The organism is Agrobacterium cavarae (genome assembly GCF_004310285.1).
In the GTDB taxonomy this organism is placed as follows: Bacteria; Pseudomonadota; Alphaproteobacteria; order Rhizobiales; family Rhizobiaceae; genus Agrobacterium; species Agrobacterium cavarae.
In genome coordinates this window covers 147,324-163,165 of record NZ_SISF01000023.1, presented here as the reverse complement: position 1 = coordinate 163,165, position 15,842 = coordinate 147,324, and the positions used below count along the sequence as shown (strand labels likewise).

14 protein-coding genes are annotated in these 15,842 nt (G+C 57.5%); 7 read left to right on the top strand and 7 right to left on the bottom strand.

What is annotated here, in order from left to right:
- Positions 1-23 precede the first annotated feature (23 nt).
- From EYC79_RS03875 to EYC79_RS03850, 6 genes are all read right to left on the bottom strand, one after another.
- Entirely contained in the window at positions 24-722 is a 699-nt protein-coding gene (locus EYC79_RS03875) for an orotate phosphoribosyltransferase (RefSeq protein ID WP_112358730.1), read from the bottom strand.
- Positions 723-787: 65 nt separating this feature from the next.
- On the bottom strand, positions 788-1,828 hold the full coding sequence (gene pyrC, locus EYC79_RS03870; protein WP_130977198.1) for a dihydroorotase: 1,041 nt from the start codon (positions 1,826-1,828) through the stop codon (positions 788-790).
- A 135-nt stretch (positions 1,829-1,963) separates the two neighbouring features.
- The gene (locus tag EYC79_RS03865) at positions 1,964-3,016 is read right to left on the bottom strand and encodes a 4-hydroxyproline epimerase (protein ID WP_130977197.1); all 1,053 of its coding nucleotides are present in this window, start codon (positions 3,014-3,016) and stop codon (positions 1,964-1,966) included.
- A gap of 67 nt (positions 3,017-3,083) precedes the next feature.
- Entirely contained in the window at positions 3,084-4,415 is a 1,332-nt protein-coding gene (locus EYC79_RS03860; RefSeq protein WP_130977196.1) for an alpha/beta hydrolase, read from the bottom strand.
- A gap of 256 nt (positions 4,416-4,671) precedes the next feature.
- Entirely contained in the window at positions 4,672-5,451 is a 780-nt protein-coding gene (locus EYC79_RS03855) for a class I SAM-dependent methyltransferase (protein WP_062599229.1), read from the bottom strand.
- A 41-nt stretch (positions 5,452-5,492) separates the two neighbouring features.
- Positions 5,493-7,034 (bottom strand): hypothetical protein, encoded by a 1,542-nt coding sequence (locus EYC79_RS03850; RefSeq protein WP_130977195.1) that lies wholly within the window; start codon positions 7,032-7,034, stop codon positions 5,493-5,495.
- 609 nt (positions 7,035-7,643) lie between these two features.
- Between EYC79_RS03850 and EYC79_RS03845 the strand changes: the two genes are divergently transcribed.
- The 7 genes from EYC79_RS03845 (at position 7,644) to EYC79_RS03815 (ending at position 14,838) form a co-directional block, all read left to right on the top strand.
- Positions 7,644-8,399, top strand: coding sequence for a class I SAM-dependent methyltransferase (locus EYC79_RS03845; RefSeq protein ID WP_130977194.1), 756 nt, complete (start codon positions 7,644-7,646; stop codon positions 8,397-8,399).
- A gap of 79 nt (positions 8,400-8,478) precedes the next feature.
- The gene (locus tag EYC79_RS03840; RefSeq protein WP_130977193.1) at positions 8,479-9,393 is read left to right on the top strand and encodes an AraC family transcriptional regulator; all 915 of its coding nucleotides are present in this window, start codon (positions 8,479-8,481) and stop codon (positions 9,391-9,393) included.
- Positions 9,394-9,516: 123 nt separating this feature from the next.
- Positions 9,517-10,266, top strand: a complete 750-nt coding sequence (locus EYC79_RS03835; protein WP_130977192.1) for an SDR family oxidoreductase — start codon at positions 9,517-9,519, stop codon at positions 10,264-10,266.
- Between the two features lie 527 nt (positions 10,267-10,793).
- Positions 10,794-11,597 (top strand): helix-turn-helix domain-containing protein, encoded by an 804-nt coding sequence (locus tag EYC79_RS03830; RefSeq protein ID WP_130977191.1) that lies wholly within the window; start codon positions 10,794-10,796, stop codon positions 11,595-11,597.
- A gap of 11 nt (positions 11,598-11,608) precedes the next feature.
- Positions 11,609-11,956: a hypothetical protein gene (locus EYC79_RS03825; protein ID WP_130977190.1), complete on the top strand. Its 348-nt coding sequence runs from the start codon at positions 11,609-11,611 to the stop codon at positions 11,954-11,956.
- Positions 11,957-12,290: 334 nt separating this feature from the next.
- Positions 12,291-12,563 (top strand): phage tail assembly protein, encoded by a 273-nt coding sequence (locus EYC79_RS03820; RefSeq protein ID WP_130977189.1) that lies wholly within the window; start codon positions 12,291-12,293, stop codon positions 12,561-12,563.
- A gap of 124 nt (positions 12,564-12,687) precedes the next feature.
- On the top strand, positions 12,688-14,838 hold the full coding sequence (locus EYC79_RS03815; protein WP_130977188.1) for a phage tail tape measure protein: 2,151 nt from the start codon (positions 12,688-12,690) through the stop codon (positions 14,836-14,838).
- A gap of 431 nt (positions 14,839-15,269) precedes the next feature.
- Here the strand turns inward: EYC79_RS03815 and EYC79_RS03810 are convergent, their stop codons facing one another.
- Positions 15,270-15,776 carry a hypothetical protein gene (locus tag EYC79_RS03810; RefSeq protein WP_130977187.1) on the bottom strand — a complete coding sequence of 169 codons (507 nt, stop codon included), beginning with the start codon at positions 15,774-15,776 and terminating at the stop codon, positions 15,270-15,272.
- Positions 15,777-15,842 lie beyond the last annotated feature (66 nt).

The following is a 15,842-nucleotide window of genomic DNA, read 5'->3' as shown; positions in this document are numbered from 1 at the left end:
TGCCGGGCAAGGTTCAGCCAAAATTACGATTGCGGCAATTCGCTGACACCGCCGTGACGGGCCGACCACGGCAGCGGGTTGTCGAGGAAAGCTTCCACTTCCGACAGCGTCTTGTCGTCGAACAGCTTTTCGGAACGGGCCGCCTCCAGCACGTTGCGCCATGTGCTGAGATAATGCAGCTTCACATTGCCGTTGGCAAAGCGCGCCTCGGCTTCGGAAAAGATGCCGTAGTAGAAAAGCGCAATACCGTGATCGACGATGCCGCCAGCGGCACGGATCGCATCGATGAAGGTGAACATCGAGCCGCCCGCGGTGGTCAGGTCCTCGATAACCAGAACGCGCGCGCCCTCCGGCATATGGCCCTCGATCTGCGCATTGCGGCCGTGGCCCTTCGGCTTCTTGCGGCAGTAGATCATCGGCAGGCCAAGGCGTTCGGCCAGGAAAGCGGCAAAAGGAATGCCTGCTGTCTCGCCACCGGCGACGCAGTCGAACTTCTCGAAACCGGCATCGGCGACGATCTTGGCGGCGGCGAAATCCATGACGGCCGAGCGGATGCGCGGATAGGAGATCAGCTTGCGCATATCGATATAGACCGGGCTCTTCATGCCCGATGCGAAAGTGTAAGGCGCTTCAGAGTTGAAATGGACGGCCTTGATTTCCCACAGCATCTTCGCAACGAGTTCGGCGACCACGGTGCGATCGGTGAAATTGAATTGGGCCATGGGCATCTTCCTCTTTTTGCCAGCTATCGATAAAAAAACTGCCGGATAAACCGGCAGCTAGAACGTTAGTTTTCAACATCCCAATGGAGCGGGAACATCGGATCAAAGACGGTGACGGGTCCAGCACCCGTCTCGATCTTCGCCGGAAATGCCACTGGCTCTTCGCGCTTTACCAGGGTGATCGTCTCTTCATTGGGAGCAAGACCATACCAGGACGGGCCATTCAGCGAGGCGAAGGCTTCAAGCTTGGCGAGCGCGTTGTCCTGTTCGAACACATGGGCAAGGCAGCTCATCGTGTTGATCGAGGTGTAGACACCGGCGCAGCCACAGGCGCATTCCTTCAGCGGATCGACATGCGGAGCGGAATCGGTGCCGAGGAAGAAGCGCTTGTCACCGGACGTTGCCGCAGCGCGCAGCGCCAGACGATGCTCCTCACGCTTTGCCACCGGCAGGCAGTAATAATGGGGCTTGATGCCGCCGACCAGAATGGCATTGCGGTTGATGATGAGGTGATGGGTGGTGATGGAGCCGGCGAGGTTTTTCTCCGACTCGCGGATATAGTCCACGCCGTCCCGCGTCGTCACATGCTCCATCGTCACCTTCAGTTCCGGCAGGCGTTTGCGCAATGGCGCGAGAACCGTATCGATGAAGACCTTCTCGCGGTCGAAGATATCGACGTCCGGCGTCGTCACTTCGCCATGCACGCAAAGCGGCAGGCCGATCTTTGCCATGCGCTCCAGCACCGGCATGGCCTTATCCATATCGCGCACGCCACCGTGGGAATTGGTGGTGGCACCGGCCGGATAGAGCTTCACGGCCGTGATGAGGCCGCTCTTCTTACCCTCTTCCACATCGTCCGGGCTGGTATGCTCTGTGAGATAGAGCGTCATCAGCGGCTCGAAGCGGTCGCCGGCTGGAGTAGCCTTGACGATGCGCTCCCGATAGGCGCGCGCATCCGCCGTGGTGACGACGGGCGGCACGAGATTGGGCATGATGATGGCGCGGGCGAAATGGCGGCTGGTATCGCCGATCACGCCTTCCAACATTGCGCCATCGCGCAGGTGCAGGTGCCAGTCATCCGGGCGGCGAAGGGTGATCGTCTGCATTGTCAGCCTCTCAAGCAGGTCCGCGCAAGGTGGCTCGCAGTTTGCGCGTGAAGACCTTGCGAAGAACAATGTATGGGGTGCGGCCCGCTTAGCACCTTTCCACTGAAGAAAACAGCGCCTTGGCGTGACTTAGGGCTACTTTTTCGCCTCACCGATCGAGCCCGCCTGCGGGCCCCAGACATCGGTCATGGCAAAGCCATCCGCCAGCGGATCGAACGGATCGAGCGCGATCTGGTGCAGACCGAAGGTGAAACCGCGACCGGTAATGGTGGGAATGACCGCTTGCTTTCCGGCCACCTGTGACAGCGCGGAGAGACCAACCTCGAACTCCGTGCCGATGATGGAGCGGGACTTGTAGGTGTCCCCCACCTTCACCTTGCCGCGCGCATGGAGCGTCGCCAGATTGGCGGAGTTGCCGGTGCCACAGGGCGAGCGATCGGCGCGTCCCGGCCACATGGTCGTGCAGGTGCGGATGGTGCCATCCTCTTCCGTGTCGCGGAACATGACATAGGCCACGCCGGAGATCGCGGGGATTTCCGGATGCACGACAGGGATATCGCGGTTGACGATATCCTTCAGCACCATGCCGGCGGCCACGAGCTTGGCGGCATTGGCCTTGTCGATGGTGAGCCCGATCTGACGCACATCCACCAGTGCATAAAAAATGCCGCCATAGGCGATATCCATGCGGATGCTGCCCCAGTCGGGCGTATCGATCTCGACATCCAGCTCATGCACGAAGGACGGCACCATGGTGAGCTTGACCTTTTCGCAGCGGCCGTCCTTGCAGGTGGCGGTGGCCTTGACGAGGCCGGCTGCGGTTTCCAGCATAACGATGGTCTCAGGCTCCTTCATCTCCACCATGCCGCTTTCCAGGAGAGCAGTCGTGGCGCAGATTGAGTTGGAGCCGGAGCTTGCATGCGCCTGGTCCGGCTGGAGAATGACGAAGGCAGCATCCGCATCCGGGTGCTTGGGTGGCAGCAGCAGATTGACCGAGCCGATCGGCGTTCCGCGCGGCTCAAGCGTCAGGAAGCGGCGAAGTTCCTCACCCTTCGGATCGGTATTCAGCCAGTTCAGTTGCTCGGCAACCGTGGCGCCCGGAATTTTCGGCACGCCACCGGTGGCGACACGACCAATCTCGCCTTCGCAATGGACATCGAGAAGCTGAAGGGTGCGTTTCCAGCGCATGGCGCGTTACTCCGGTGGGGAATTTTCCCCGTCATAGCCGATAAAATACTGTTTGTATATTGGCAGATCAGCGACTGCTGCAGGCCGCGCTGTTGCGGTTGGCGCGCAGCGAGCAATCCGTGTGGCTGCGACTTCCGCTATCGAGCAGTTGCGGATCGACAACGCTGGTGGCCGTATCGCCCACAGAGCCAACGGTGTTTTCGACCGAACGACCAAGACGCTCCACCTGCCGCCCGTAATTCTCGCGGGTGCGCGGATCGAAGACGGCAATTGGCGCACTGATCGCAACGCTTGCCGCCGTGCCGACCGTCTGTGCCGCACCGATGCCGACTGCGCCGATCGCTTCGCCAAGACCGACATCGGAGTCGGTCACCGTCTGGCCGGCAATCAACCGGTCGCCGATCAGCTTCACGACCTCGGGGCTTTCGGCAAACTTGCCGTGGTTGAGGCGATCCCCCGATTGCAGCTTGGTCAGATCGAGGACCGTGATGCCAGCCTTTTCCAACTCGCTGCGATAGGGTTCTGCCGCGGGATCGATCTGACCGAGGCGGTCGACATTGCCGGAAATGCGCCGCGACAGGCTGAGCGCCCGGTCGTCCTGCGAAACGAAGAGGGTGAATTTCGGCTTGTCTTTGCCAAGGCTCGCATATTGACGGCCAAAGACATCCACGTCGAGATCGGGTGCCGCCAGGATCACATTGTTGATCTTCGGCAGAACATGGCCGTTGCGAATTGCCATCTGGCGCAGTGCCTCCACCGCAAGCCATGTGCCCATGGAGTGCGCCATGACGGTGATGTCACTGACCGAGCTATCCTTGGCAAGGCGCGTCAGCATCTCCTCCAGCGCATCGCGCGAGTAGTTGGTGCTTTCCTTGTCGTAATTGTAATCGAAGATGCTGGCGCGCGAGGGCCAGGTGAAGACGACGGGAACGACGTCCGTTCCGGAGTCATGGACGATCTGGGCGAAACGGTAGACCGATTCTTCGTAGCGATTGTTGAAGCCATGGACGAAGACCAGGACACGCCGGTCCTTCGGGCTATGGCGCTTGATCCAGCTGCGGGTATCCGCCGCCGAGGTGACGGGCTCCACCGAAATCGTGGTGAAGTCCTTCAACGGATCCGGCGGAAGCTTCTTCGGCCATTGCACCTGGCCGACCTTGCGGTTGGCAGCCGGAGGAATGGAAACCGTCACGGCATCCACCTTCAGACCCGTGCCGCGCTCGCCCCCGAACAACACCGCCTTGTCCTCAGCCGGCGCACGTGTCGTCGCCACCAGCAGGCTGACCGGGGTCGTGCCCTGCACCACCTGCCCCGTTGGCGTCATCACCCCGACCGGACGCCCGCCGCAGCCGGCGAGAAAGGCCAACAAGGTGACCAAAGCAACAAGCCTTGCGGCCATTCCGATACTCCAGGATAGGGCGAGGCTATTTTCCCAACAGATGTGAGATGCGCCCCGGCGATCAACCCCAGCGGTTATTACAGAAGGACCGTCGATAGACCAGTCATACTGATGTTATCAGAGATTGCTTTTAGGAGTTGGTGTGGCCCTCACGCCTCTAACGATAGAGCGCGTCAAAAGCCGTCGAGACCTCAACGCCTCCACGGCTCTTGTCGCAAGCGCCTGCGTTTCATCTGGAGCGCTTGCGCAGCGGAACTCAAAGATGCAGCGTCAATGGCGGAATTTGTGGCGCTTTCTCGACCAGCAGCAATCCACGCCCGAACTTGATCGACGCAATCGACTTTGCCAGCGCGATGACCTCATATTGAGTTCTGGACCCTGGAATTTGGACCGAAAAGTCATTGTAGGTGTAGTCTTCGAAAATGCTGTTCTGGATATCGATCAACATCTTGAAGAATTCCACAGTCGTAACGGACGCATCCCTGAAGGCGTCTGTGTGCCCCCAATACATGCACTCCAGATCTTCGACGAAATAAATGCCTGTTTCCTTCAGACCCTTGTCGAACAGACCATTAAACGAGGCGATCTGATGGGATGCAACATGGCTGCCATCATCGATGATGATGTCGAAGGGCCCGTATTTATCGACAACAGATTGCAGGAAAGCTGGGTCGCTCTGATCGCCGATTTCCACGTGGATATCGTGTTCAGGAGCATTAAAAGCAGTGCAGCTTTCATCGATGTCGATACCGACGATGGTTGCTCCGTCGCCGAAGAAGCGACGCCAGAGTTGGAGCGAGGCTCCGCGGTAAACGCCGATTTCCAGAACGCGCGGGCTCTTGCCGTGATAGCGTCCGAACTCGCGGTCATACACCTGAAAGTAACCCAGCCATTTGTGCCCACCGGGAATGGTTGCCCAAACCTGACCTGACACGGTGTTATCGATGCTGGGAAACGGCGGGACTTTGTTGCTCTCCCACGACACCTTCTCGCGCATCGCTTCCGGCAAAAGATTGTAGATCGTCTTGAATGGCATGTATGATCCTACATGTTCGAACAGTGAACGGAAAACGGGCGCTAACGCGCGGCGTAAGCTGCTTTAAAGGCGTTGCCCTGCATCAGATTGGTCTTCTGCTCCGCTGCCAGAGCAGCAAGTTTCGGGCTCCAGCCGGGTAGCAGGTCTACAATCGCCGCGCCGGCCTGCCGCAAGACCTCGAGCGACGGCACATTCTGAGGCGGATTGATCCGATCGAGATTGTGCATGAAATGCTGGAAGGTGTTCCTCATCTCGACGATCATCGTTTTGACGACATCGCTGAACTCGTTTTCCTGCAACAGGATCGTCAGGCGATAATTGTCTGAGATCGTGAAAACGGTGGATCCGTCCAGCGACGCATTCAACGCCTCGAAGAAAACACGATGGCTGCCGAAGTCCCGAAGGATGAACGTCTCAGGCAGGGTCTCGACGATTTCGGCGCTGCGCGGTTCGCCCAGAAGGATGCAAGGTGTTATGCTGGCCCGACGGTCCATACGGTCGATGATCGTTCCCAGCGATCTTCCCGTGCCGACGAAATCGACGAGAAGGTTGCGAAGACCCAGCTTGTTTTGCAGATAGGCCTCATATTCGGGAGATTCCGTGTAGCAGACCGCTCGGGAGATGCGGATATATTCCGAGGGCGGCATATTCGCGCGGGCAAAATGGCGAGACGCCAGCATTTCCTGCCACAGATTACAGTCGCGCGCCGCCATCAATATCTTGTCGACACCCCGCTCTTCGGCGCAGGCCTTGATCCAGAAGGAGGCGAGGATCATCAACGGGATGTTGATCGAGGCCTGAGCCCTCTGTGCATGGCGGATATTGATGTTTCTGTGGAAGGAGCGAAGACGCGTCTCACGGACCGCATGAGCATAGTCACCGAGTCCAATCGCATGCAGAATTTGCTCGCTCGGGTCCCACTTGGAAATGTTGACGAGCATCACGTCTATGCCGAAGGACGACGGGCTGATGATATCGGCCTGGATATTGTCCCCGAAATGGGTGCGCAGATTGTGCTCTCCGAGGATTTCCGGCCAGATCAAGCGATGATGCTTGCCGTAGTTGCTCAGATAGAGCTTGTTCTCCAAACCGCATTTTTCACGCAGCACACGCTCGATAAAGGGTCGTGGCAGGTACATGTCGGAGATGACGATGTCGTTTTCAGCGACGCGGGCAACGACGTCGCCGATGGGGAAGAGATGCTCCCACTCCTCCTCCAGCTCCATCCACTTCAGGACGGCCGCCTGCTTTTCGCTGATGAACCCTTCAGAGATCATGATCAGGTAGATATCGTCGATGCCATAGGTCCGACGCCCGAAGATGCCCATCTCCGTCCTGTGCCGCATGTCGGCAAAGCCGGCAACGGCAGACTTTCGCTCGACGATGCGGAAAATCTCGAGCGGATCGGAACAGCGCCTGGCGACCAGCGTGTCGAAAAGATCGAAGCTCTGGATCTTGGTATGACTATCGGAAGAGTTCTCTTCCAGGACGTGGAAATTGGCCGTCTCAACATATCCCAGCGCCGGGTTATGGAAGTACCCGCCAAGACGTATCGCCTCACCCGGCCCCGACAGAAGAGACATCTGGCAGGTGATCCTGCCGTCCTGGTCGAACAGGTTGAGGAAACTTCCGTCTATCTCCCAATGCGCCTCATTGGCATGACTGTAACCAATCAGAAATCCGTTTTTATGAAATACAAAATCTTCACTGATGATGCCATTTTGAGGCTCGACTTTGAACGTGAACGTTCGCGACAGCAATTGATCAGCATCAATGGAAATGGGAGCTATTTTCTCTGATACGTTAAGCATTCGATGTCCCATCATTAGACTATCGAATGGTCGTAGTGCCAAAAGCTTGCCTCAGACTAACCATGCTGATGCTGGGAAGAGAGAGGATGTCTTTCTCAAGGAATGAGGAGGCGTTGCAGTCTACTTTGGCTTGAACCGAGCGGCTAGGATAGAGACGCGTTGGGCTGTCGCCAGCGTTCGTTACCGTCGAGACGAAATGCCAAAGAAGCGCCCAGAAACTCGGATAACACGCGCTAGCTTCAACGTCTAAAGATTATATTTTTGGGAAGAAGAAATGGCGCACCGCGCCGGGTCAAGATGATGACTAGGTTTACGTTATTGCTCTCTAAGCCCGCCTAAATTCCCCGCATCCACAATCAGGCAAAATCAAGGATCATCGCAATGCACACATCATCTGAAGGTTACAAGACTGGCGCTGCGGCCTATGTCGGCGGGCGACCCAGCTATCCGCCCGAGGCGCTGGATTGGTTGCGCGACATCGTGGGTGTCAGACCCGGTCGGAAGGTTCTGGAATTGGGTGCAGGCACAGGAAAGTTCATGCCCTTGTTGCGGCAATGCGGCGGAACCCTCGTTGCGGTTGAACCTATCGATGCAATGCGCGAGCAATTTACGTCCGACTTTCCGGAGATTCAAGCTCTTGCCGGTTCGGCGGAAGCTATCCCCTTGCCAGACGCATCCGTTGATGCGGTTGTCTGCGCCCAAGCATTCCACTGGTTTGCGACCGCAGCCGCCTTGCAGGAAATCAGGCGAATTCTCGCGCCGGGCGGCGTGCTTGGGCTCATTTGGAATGGCCGGGACGAGACCGTACCATGGGTCGCTGAACTTTCCGCCATCACGGACAAGTGGGAGGGAAATACGCCCCGCTACATGACCGGGGAATGGCGCCGGGCCTTTCCCGCGCCTGGATTTGCATTCATTGATGAACGCCATGCCCGTAATGCGCATGTCGGAACGGCAGAACAGGTCATTTTGAAACGGACATTGTCCGTCAGCTTCATCGCGGCCCTGCCTCAGCAGAAACAGGCGGAAGTCGAAAAGCAAGTGAGAGCGCTAATCGCACGAACCCCTGAACTGTCAAACCGCGGTGAAATTTCCTTCCCCTATGAGACGAGCATGTTTGCGTATCGCAGGATCTAATCGGACCAGCTTTAGGGACTGGACGTGCCTCCCTGGACGATCCATAACTTCATCTCCGAATAAATCATGGATCATCCACATGGACCCGTTGAGCGATATGATCGCCCTGCTTCGGCCGAATACCGCCATCTCGAAACCCATTTCCGGTCGGGGCGTTTGGGCCGTGCGCTACGCCGCGCATGATGCCCCCGGCTTCACGATCATTCTCAAGGGCGAATGCTGGATTGAGCTTGAGGGCGAGGAGCCCTTGAAGCTGGAAACAGGAGCATTTCTGCTGCTGCCCTCGACGCCCGCCTTTACTTTGAGCAGCCGACCTAGCATGGGCGGGACGCCGACAGACCCGACGGATGCGCCCGTGCGCCATGGCGAGCAGGAGGGTGAAGCGGATTTCATAGCTTTGGGCGGCACGTTTCGTATCGAGGCGGCGAATGCATCGCTGCTACTCGCCCTGTTGCCGCGCATTATCCATGTTCCACCATCAGAAGGGCGATCGGCTCGGCTCGGACGGTTGATCGATCTCATCGCTGAGGAGTGCCGTGGAGACGAACCGGGCAAGGATATGATCCTCCAGCGCATGCTCGAAGTTCTGCTCATCGAGGCGCTTCGCTCGCGGGGAACCACCATGGGCGAGGACCGCGCTGGTCTGCTGCATGGCATGCGCGATCCGGCGCTCGCGCGTGTGCTTGAGGCAATGCATGCCGATGTGCGCGCGGACTGGACAGTTGCAGGTCTTGCCCTCATCGCCGGCCAATCGCGTTCCGCATTTGCTGCACGATTCGGCGCGGTGCTCGGCTGCGGTCCGATCGAATATCTCGTCCGCTGGCGGATGGCGCTGGCCAAGGATGCATTGCTGCGCGGGGCAAAGACGCTCGACCGGATCGCCGATGATATTGGCTACGACTCGGCCAGCGCCTTCAGCACGGCATTCCGCAAGCGGCTTGGCTGCCCGCCGGGACAGTTCGCTCGGATGAATGGCAGAGTCGGCCACGCCTGAGATCAAGCACGGGCGAACTTATTGGCAACCTGGACTATTGAACAGTAAATATGGATCGTAAGTTATATTTCATCCAGGTGAACGGCGCTATCAAGGAGCCATCCGAAACGAATGGACGCTCCCATGCAAACAATCCTAATCACCGGCACATCCTCGGGCTACGGCCTGGAGACGGCACGTCATTTCCTCGACAAGGGCTGGCATGTGATCGCCACGATGCGCCACCCCGACGCAAGCCTCTTCGCTGCCTCCGCCCGGCTGCGCATTCTGCCGCTTGATGTGACAAGCGATGAGAGTATCGCCGCGGTCGTCGCGGCGGCCGGGCCGATCGACGTGCTAGTCAACAATGCCGGCATTGGTGTTGTGGGCGCATTCGAGGCGACACCGATGGCGCATGTCCGCAAGATTTTCGCCACTAACACGTTCGGCGTCATGGCTATGTGTCAAGCCGCCATACCTCAGATGCGTGAACGCCGGTCCGGCGTGATCGTCAACGTGACCTCGAGCGTGACGCTGGCTGCCATGCCGCTGGCAGCGGCCTATACGGCCAGCAAGCAGGCGATCGAGGGCTTTACTGGCTCGCTCGCCCATGAGCTTGGCTATTTCAATATCCGGGCCAAGCTGGTCGAGCCTGGCTATGCCCCGACGACGCGTTTCGCACAGAATACGGATGTCCGGATCGAAGACCTAATCCCGCCAGCCTATGCCGGCTTCTCGACGCCGATCTTCGCGGAATTTGCGCACCCCGCCATGACGACGAAGGAAACGGATGTCGCCGCGGCCATATGGGATGCAGCCCACGACACAACGGGTCGCCTTCAGTTTCCGACCGGTGCCGACGCGGTCGCGCTCTACAAGGCCAGTCACCGCTAAGCGCAAAGCGCCCTGATCATCAAAGCACAAAAGCCAGCATCGGCCTCGCGGCCGGTGCTGACTCGGCCATCCTTGCCACCCAGAGGATACGAACTTTTCGCCGAATGCCCCCGTTTTTCAAAAGCAAAGCGGAAAAGTTTGGTACTGTAGATCCAGCCCAGCGCACAACAGGTGGTAATCGCATATAATGGGAAGAGGAAATGGCGCACCCGAAGAGATTCGAACTCCTGACCCCCAGATTCGTAGGCAGTCCCGTATCGATGTTTCGGCTCGCAGTTTCTGCAAAATAGACGAAAAAGCGCTTAAGTCAAATCAATGTGTTATCGACGGGTTTGCAAACCAGCAAAAGCCCGCTCTTCCCGCGCTTGAGCCTCGAATTCAAGAAGCGGCAATGTGGCTCTATCTCAACAGTGGCACGGCTTCGCTCATTGCCATTGTAGCGGCCCGCCGTCGCTTCGCTCTTACGGTTATGGAGGTCACAGAGGCAGCAAAGCTTGCTCACGACCTGGCTAAGCCGAGGGCGTAAAATGGCGCATCTCGAAGAGAACGACATTCTTTTCGCGCATAAAGCGCTAACCCTCATGGCAGGCCTGACCGACGCTACGAAACGTGTAGCGGGCGCAATAATCGACCATTTCAACAAGCGCACCGGTCAATGCGATCCCGGCATTGATCGCCTCTCAACGCTGCTTGGCATCAACAGGGCCACAGTCATTCGCGCCACTGAGACGCTGAACGAGCTTGGTTTGATCCAGAAGAACAGCCACGGCGGCAAGTCGCATCGCGCAAGCTACCTACCAAACTGGGCGGCATTTCAGGCGGCGGTTTCCGAATGGGATGCTCGCATGAAGTCAGGAAAAGCGCCGTCGAACGACACAAGCAACGTCGCAGGGCTGCGACGTTCAAGGTCGCAGGGATGCGACGTTAAAGGTCGCACGCTTGCGACCCAAACCCTTCGAAGGAACCCTTCGAATAAACCTATCGAACCGGAGCAAGTGGAAACGCCTGTCCCGAAGCCGTCGCAACAGCAAGCGCGGCAAGCGTCGAATGGGCTCTGGAAAGGGAACAAGCCGGACGCACAGCGCGCCATGCGGCTTCCGATCAGTGGAGGCCAGAGCGTGAGCCATTCGCAGGCAGCAAAGAGCGCGGCTGAACGCCGATGGTACGCCCAAGTTCACTCACTTGGCGAGATGGCTGAAGCGGACGTGTTGGATTGGATGACCGCTGACAGACAGGAAGAAGCCACGCAAGCGGAGATGAAGCGCAGAGGTGGCGGGATTGAGTTCATCGTGTCGGCAATGCGCAGCAACACGCTGCGGGCCATGCACTGAAGGGGACAGGGATGACACTGGTAGGAAAAACCAAATTGCAGCGTCGGCGTGTCGTGAGCGGTGAAGCGCCATTGGCTTTCGCCGGACATTACTCGCAAGGCCAGAGAGCGGCAATGGCCGTCATCTTTCGCGTTGTGAAGCGGACAGGTCAATGCACTCTGCCGCTGGAGCGCATAGGCAAAATAGCCGGCGTCTCCATCTCGACGGTGCAGCACACCTTGCGGTCCGCCACAGCAAAAGGCCACCTAAAGGTCAGTCGGCCACATGAGCGCGGCAAGGTCTGCATCTCGATGGACCTGGAATGGATCGACACGCTTGACCAGCAGGCTTGGGCATCCTTCGAGGCCGACAATGCGTGAGGTGTTTCCACCCCTCCCCCGGCATGGGTCCTTCCTTCTTTCTACCCCGAGAGCGGGTGAGCGCGACTGCGGGATTTCTCGCTTTGCAAAAAATTATAGGGGGGTTCCGCCGCCATTTGGTGGAATCGGGAATCACAGGCCAAAGGGCCAGAAGGAGGGCAAGAACGGCAGAAAGCATCGCCACAATCGACACCAGTAGGCCCACAAACGATCCCGAATGCAAAGCTTCAAAAACGGCAATTCTCGGAAAACTCAACCACGGTCCCTCTGACTTGGAATCACTAAAGCAAGCGGTGGAATCGAAAATCACCATCAAAACTCAAAGGATAGAATCATGACTGAACCAGTAACCGTAGAACTCTCCACGCCCGTCACCCACGATGACAAGACGATCACGGCGCTAACCTTTCGCGAGCCGACCGTGGGTGATCTCATCGTCGGTGACAATTTCACCGGCCAGCTCACCAAGATGACGGCAATCCTTGCCTCGATCTCTGACACCACGTTGCCGTTCTTTAAAAAAATCGGCGCGAGGGATTTCCAGAAGATCATCAACGCGACAACCAACCTGTTGGGAAACGGCAAGGGCAGCACGACTGGCGTTTAATCGCGCTTTTCGTCGGCTCGCACACAAGCACATCGCTCGACATCATCGAGCGGTGGCCTCCTGAAAAACTCCTGACCTACTGCGCAAAGGTGCGCGAACTCCAAAAACACCTGAAGGATTAGCAATGTCTGTCGTAAACAGCACTCTGCGCATCTCGCTGCTGGAAGACGTTGTTGCCAAATCGGCACCAATCTTCCGCACTCTGGATCGTCTACAAAACCAGCAGATGAAAGCCTTCGCACCCATGCGCGGGCTTATCGGGCAAGCGGTCGCGCTGGGTGCTGGTTACCTCGGCGCAACCAAAGGTATCTCGGCCACGGCTGGCGCTGCCATCGAATTTGAAACGGCTTTTGCCGATGTTAAAAAGGTTGTCGAGGCATCGGACGAACAGTTCGAAAACATGCGCCGCAGTATCCGGGCCATGTCTGGCGAAATTCCTCTGGCCGCGACCGACATTGCCGCCCTGTTTGCGGCGGCTGGCGAGTCCGGTATTGCGACCGAGGATCTGACTAGCTTTGCCGAAATGGCGGCGCGTGTGGGTGTCGCATTCGACATGGGTGCTGGCGAGGCGGGCGAAAGCCTCGCCAAGCTAAAAACGCAGCTCGGCCTGACCGTGGGCGAAACCGGCGACATGGCCGATGCCATCAATCACCTATCGAACAATATGGCGTCCAAGGCCAAGGACATTACCGATTTCATGCTGCGCGTCGGCGCTATCGGTGAAATGAGCGGCTTTGCGAAAGAAGACGTTGCGGCCATGGGCAGTGCCATGATCGCGGCGGGTTCGGATGCCAGCACCGCTGGCACAGCCATGAAGAACGTCATCCGCGCTCTGGCTAGGGGTGACTTTGCCAAGAAATCGCAGAAGGATGCCGCCAAGGCTCTCGGCCTGCATCTGCCGTCCATCGCCAAGGATATGCAGAAGGATGCGAAAGGCACCATGCGCAAGGTGCTGACGGCGATCGCGAAGGCACCCAAGCACCAACAGACGTCCTTGCTCTCCGAATTTTTCGGTGATGAGGCCAGCGCCTTCATGCCGCTCGTTGGCAATATCAAGCTGCTGGATGACGCCTTGGGCGCTGTCGCCGATAGGACGAAATATTCCGGGTCGGCGTTCAATGAGTATGTCCAGCGCGCTAATACGACGCGCAACGTTCTCGACTTGCTCGGCAACAAGATTTCGAATGTCTTTGCGGAAATGGGTGACGACATGCTGCCCGCAATCCGCGAAGGTGCGCAGGGGATCGGCGATATCATCGATACCCTCGGAAACCGCGTTACGATCATCGATCAGGCGACGGCTTCCATGAAAGGCTTTGCTCAGGGTCTCGGATATGATGGTGGTGTTCGCGAGCTGGTAAATGACCTGGGCGACTTTCTCGTGGGGCCCATCGATCCAAACGCGGCTGACAAAGTCGGTAGCATTTTCATGCGAGCGAAAGAGTGGGGTGCGTCCATTCGCGAATTGAACGATGCAATCGAGAAAAACCCGATAGCAAAGTTCATGGCGGAAATGTCTGGCTACGGCTTCAAATTCTTCCTGTATGCGACAGGCATCGCAATGCTGGCGGGTACGGTTCGAAAGCTCGCCAAGGCGCTCATGTTTCTGTCGGGAGCGGGCGCCGCTGTTTCTATTCTTAAGGAAATCGGAAAGGCGACTGACTTTCCGGGCTTGGGTGGCGGTAGTGGAAAAGGAGGACCAAAAGTCCCAAAAGGTGGGGGCGGCGGTAGCCCAAGTGCTGCGCCACTTGCGGGAGTCGGAGCTTGGCTTTCAAAGTTTGGGTGGATGACCGCAGTCGCCATTGAGGCTCAAAAGCTCGGTGACACGCCCGGTGATACGTTTGATGACAAGCTAAAGTACCAACAAGACTCCAAGGATAAGTTGGCCCGCCTGCTGGGTCTAAGTAACGCCCCTAGGGAGCCCGATCCTCAATCAACGGCCATATCGTCTCGGGTGGCCGCGCAGGAAGCCATGGACAACGCCACAAGGTCACGCGCTGCTGGCTTTGGCGGAACAACCGACACCCTGCCGGGAAAGACGGCTGATGATCTTGGTATAGGCGCTGCCCGTATCGACGCTTCCAGTCTCGCTGAGATCATGAAGCCGCGAGGGACACAAGATGTTCGCGTTGTGAACAACCAGCCGGTGAATGCTCCTGTTTACGCGACTTTTAACATCACTGGCGTTTCCGATCCGAAAGCAGCGGCTGACGCTGCGCTGGCGAAACTGGGTGATCTGGTTAAGAGCGAAAAGGAAAGCTCGTTCTCTGATTAAGGGTTCGCCAATCTGACAAACCCTCCGCAGCAGTGGACAGATTGGCCGTTGCTGTAACTGGGGAATTTCCCCAGTTTAAAAAGAGTGGTCAATCTGGCCACTTTTCATGTGGCAAATTCTGCCGCTTGATCGCAAGTTGCCAAATTGGCGACTTGGTGCCGTCTCGCCGAATTGGCGAAACGGGAGCAAGCGACAAATTGTCGTTTGCTGAAAGGTGGGGATATTCCCCACCAGTTGGACTGGCAAATTCTGCCACTCCTGTAGCTTCGCCAACATGGCAAAGCTACGAGTGCAGTTCGCCAATTTGGCGATCTGATTTCAAGTGGACAAATTGTCCACTTGCGTCACTGCAAATATTGCGACCACGTCGCGGTCAAACTGTCCGTCACGTCGTCGCCAATTTGTCCGTCACGTCGTCGCCAATTTGGGAACTATTGGATCTTCTGAGATTCGCCGCCGTAGTTTTTGCGGACCTTTGTGAGATCACTGGCCCACTCGATTGGATTACGAAACCTTCTCTCCGGCATGATCATGTACGGTTGGCACAGGAGAGGATATTTATCGAAAAATTCGACAAGTTTCAGGTTGGCCTCTAGCATGATGTCGGGTGCACTCCCCGCCTTCGGGTCCGCTGTTTTGTAGATCGTGTTACCGTATTTTAGTTGGGCGATAGTTGTCAGCATCCCGCTTAGGTAATCGCTTACATCGCTGCCGAACAGAAATTTCGAATTGTGAGCCGCAATCTTGAACTGATTGATGTCGTTCTCGTCAGCGTTGCCTTTTGCTTGTACAGGCCTTACGGAATCTAACACCGCGTTATATGCGGCGAAACGACGATCAAATAGCGCCAGAACGAACTGTTGCCTCGCTACGAACCACTGCATTCCAGTGAAGCACGCCGCCAGAAAGGCGACGAGTACGGTGAACCACGTCTCCAATTTTCACACTCCCCGCGACTATAGACCAATTAGAGAAATGAGCAGGCTTCGCCAAATTGGCGAACG

Bases quoted from the DNA above. Each gene is read 5' to 3' on its own strand.
- EYC79_RS03875 (WP_112358730.1), bottom strand. From the start codon at position 722: ATGGCCCAATTCAATTTCACCGATCGCACCGTGGTCGCCGAACTCGTT.
- pyrC (WP_130977198.1), bottom strand. From the start codon at position 1,828: ATGCAGACGATCACCCTTCGCCGCCCGGATGACTGGCACCTGCACCTG.
- EYC79_RS03865 (WP_130977197.1), bottom strand. From the start codon at position 3,016: ATGCGCTGGAAACGCACCCTTCAGCTTCTCGATGTCCATTGCGAAGGC.
- EYC79_RS03860 (WP_130977196.1), bottom strand. From the start codon at position 4,415: ATGGCCGCAAGGCTTGTTGCTTTGGTCACCTTGTTGGCCTTTCTCGCC.
- EYC79_RS03855 (WP_062599229.1), bottom strand. From the start codon at position 5,451: ATGCCATTCAAGACGATCTACAATCTTTTGCCGGAAGCGATGCGCGAG.
- EYC79_RS03850 (WP_130977195.1), bottom strand. From the start codon at position 7,034: ATGTCTCTTCTGTCGGGGCCGGGTGAGGCGATACGTCTTGGCGGGTAC.
- EYC79_RS03845 (WP_130977194.1), top strand. From the start codon at position 7,644: ATGCACACATCATCTGAAGGTTACAAGACTGGCGCTGCGGCCTATGTC.
- EYC79_RS03840 (WP_130977193.1), top strand. From the start codon at position 8,479: ATGGACCCGTTGAGCGATATGATCGCCCTGCTTCGGCCGAATACCGCC.
- EYC79_RS03835 (WP_130977192.1), top strand. From the start codon at position 9,517: ATGCAAACAATCCTAATCACCGGCACATCCTCGGGCTACGGCCTGGAG.
- EYC79_RS03830 (WP_130977191.1), top strand. From the start codon at position 10,794: ATGGCGCATCTCGAAGAGAACGACATTCTTTTCGCGCATAAAGCGCTA.
- EYC79_RS03825 (WP_130977190.1), top strand. From the start codon at position 11,609: ATGACACTGGTAGGAAAAACCAAATTGCAGCGTCGGCGTGTCGTGAGC.
- EYC79_RS03820 (WP_130977189.1), top strand. From the start codon at position 12,291: ATGACTGAACCAGTAACCGTAGAACTCTCCACGCCCGTCACCCACGAT.
- EYC79_RS03815 (WP_130977188.1), top strand. From the start codon at position 12,688: ATGTCTGTCGTAAACAGCACTCTGCGCATCTCGCTGCTGGAAGACGTT.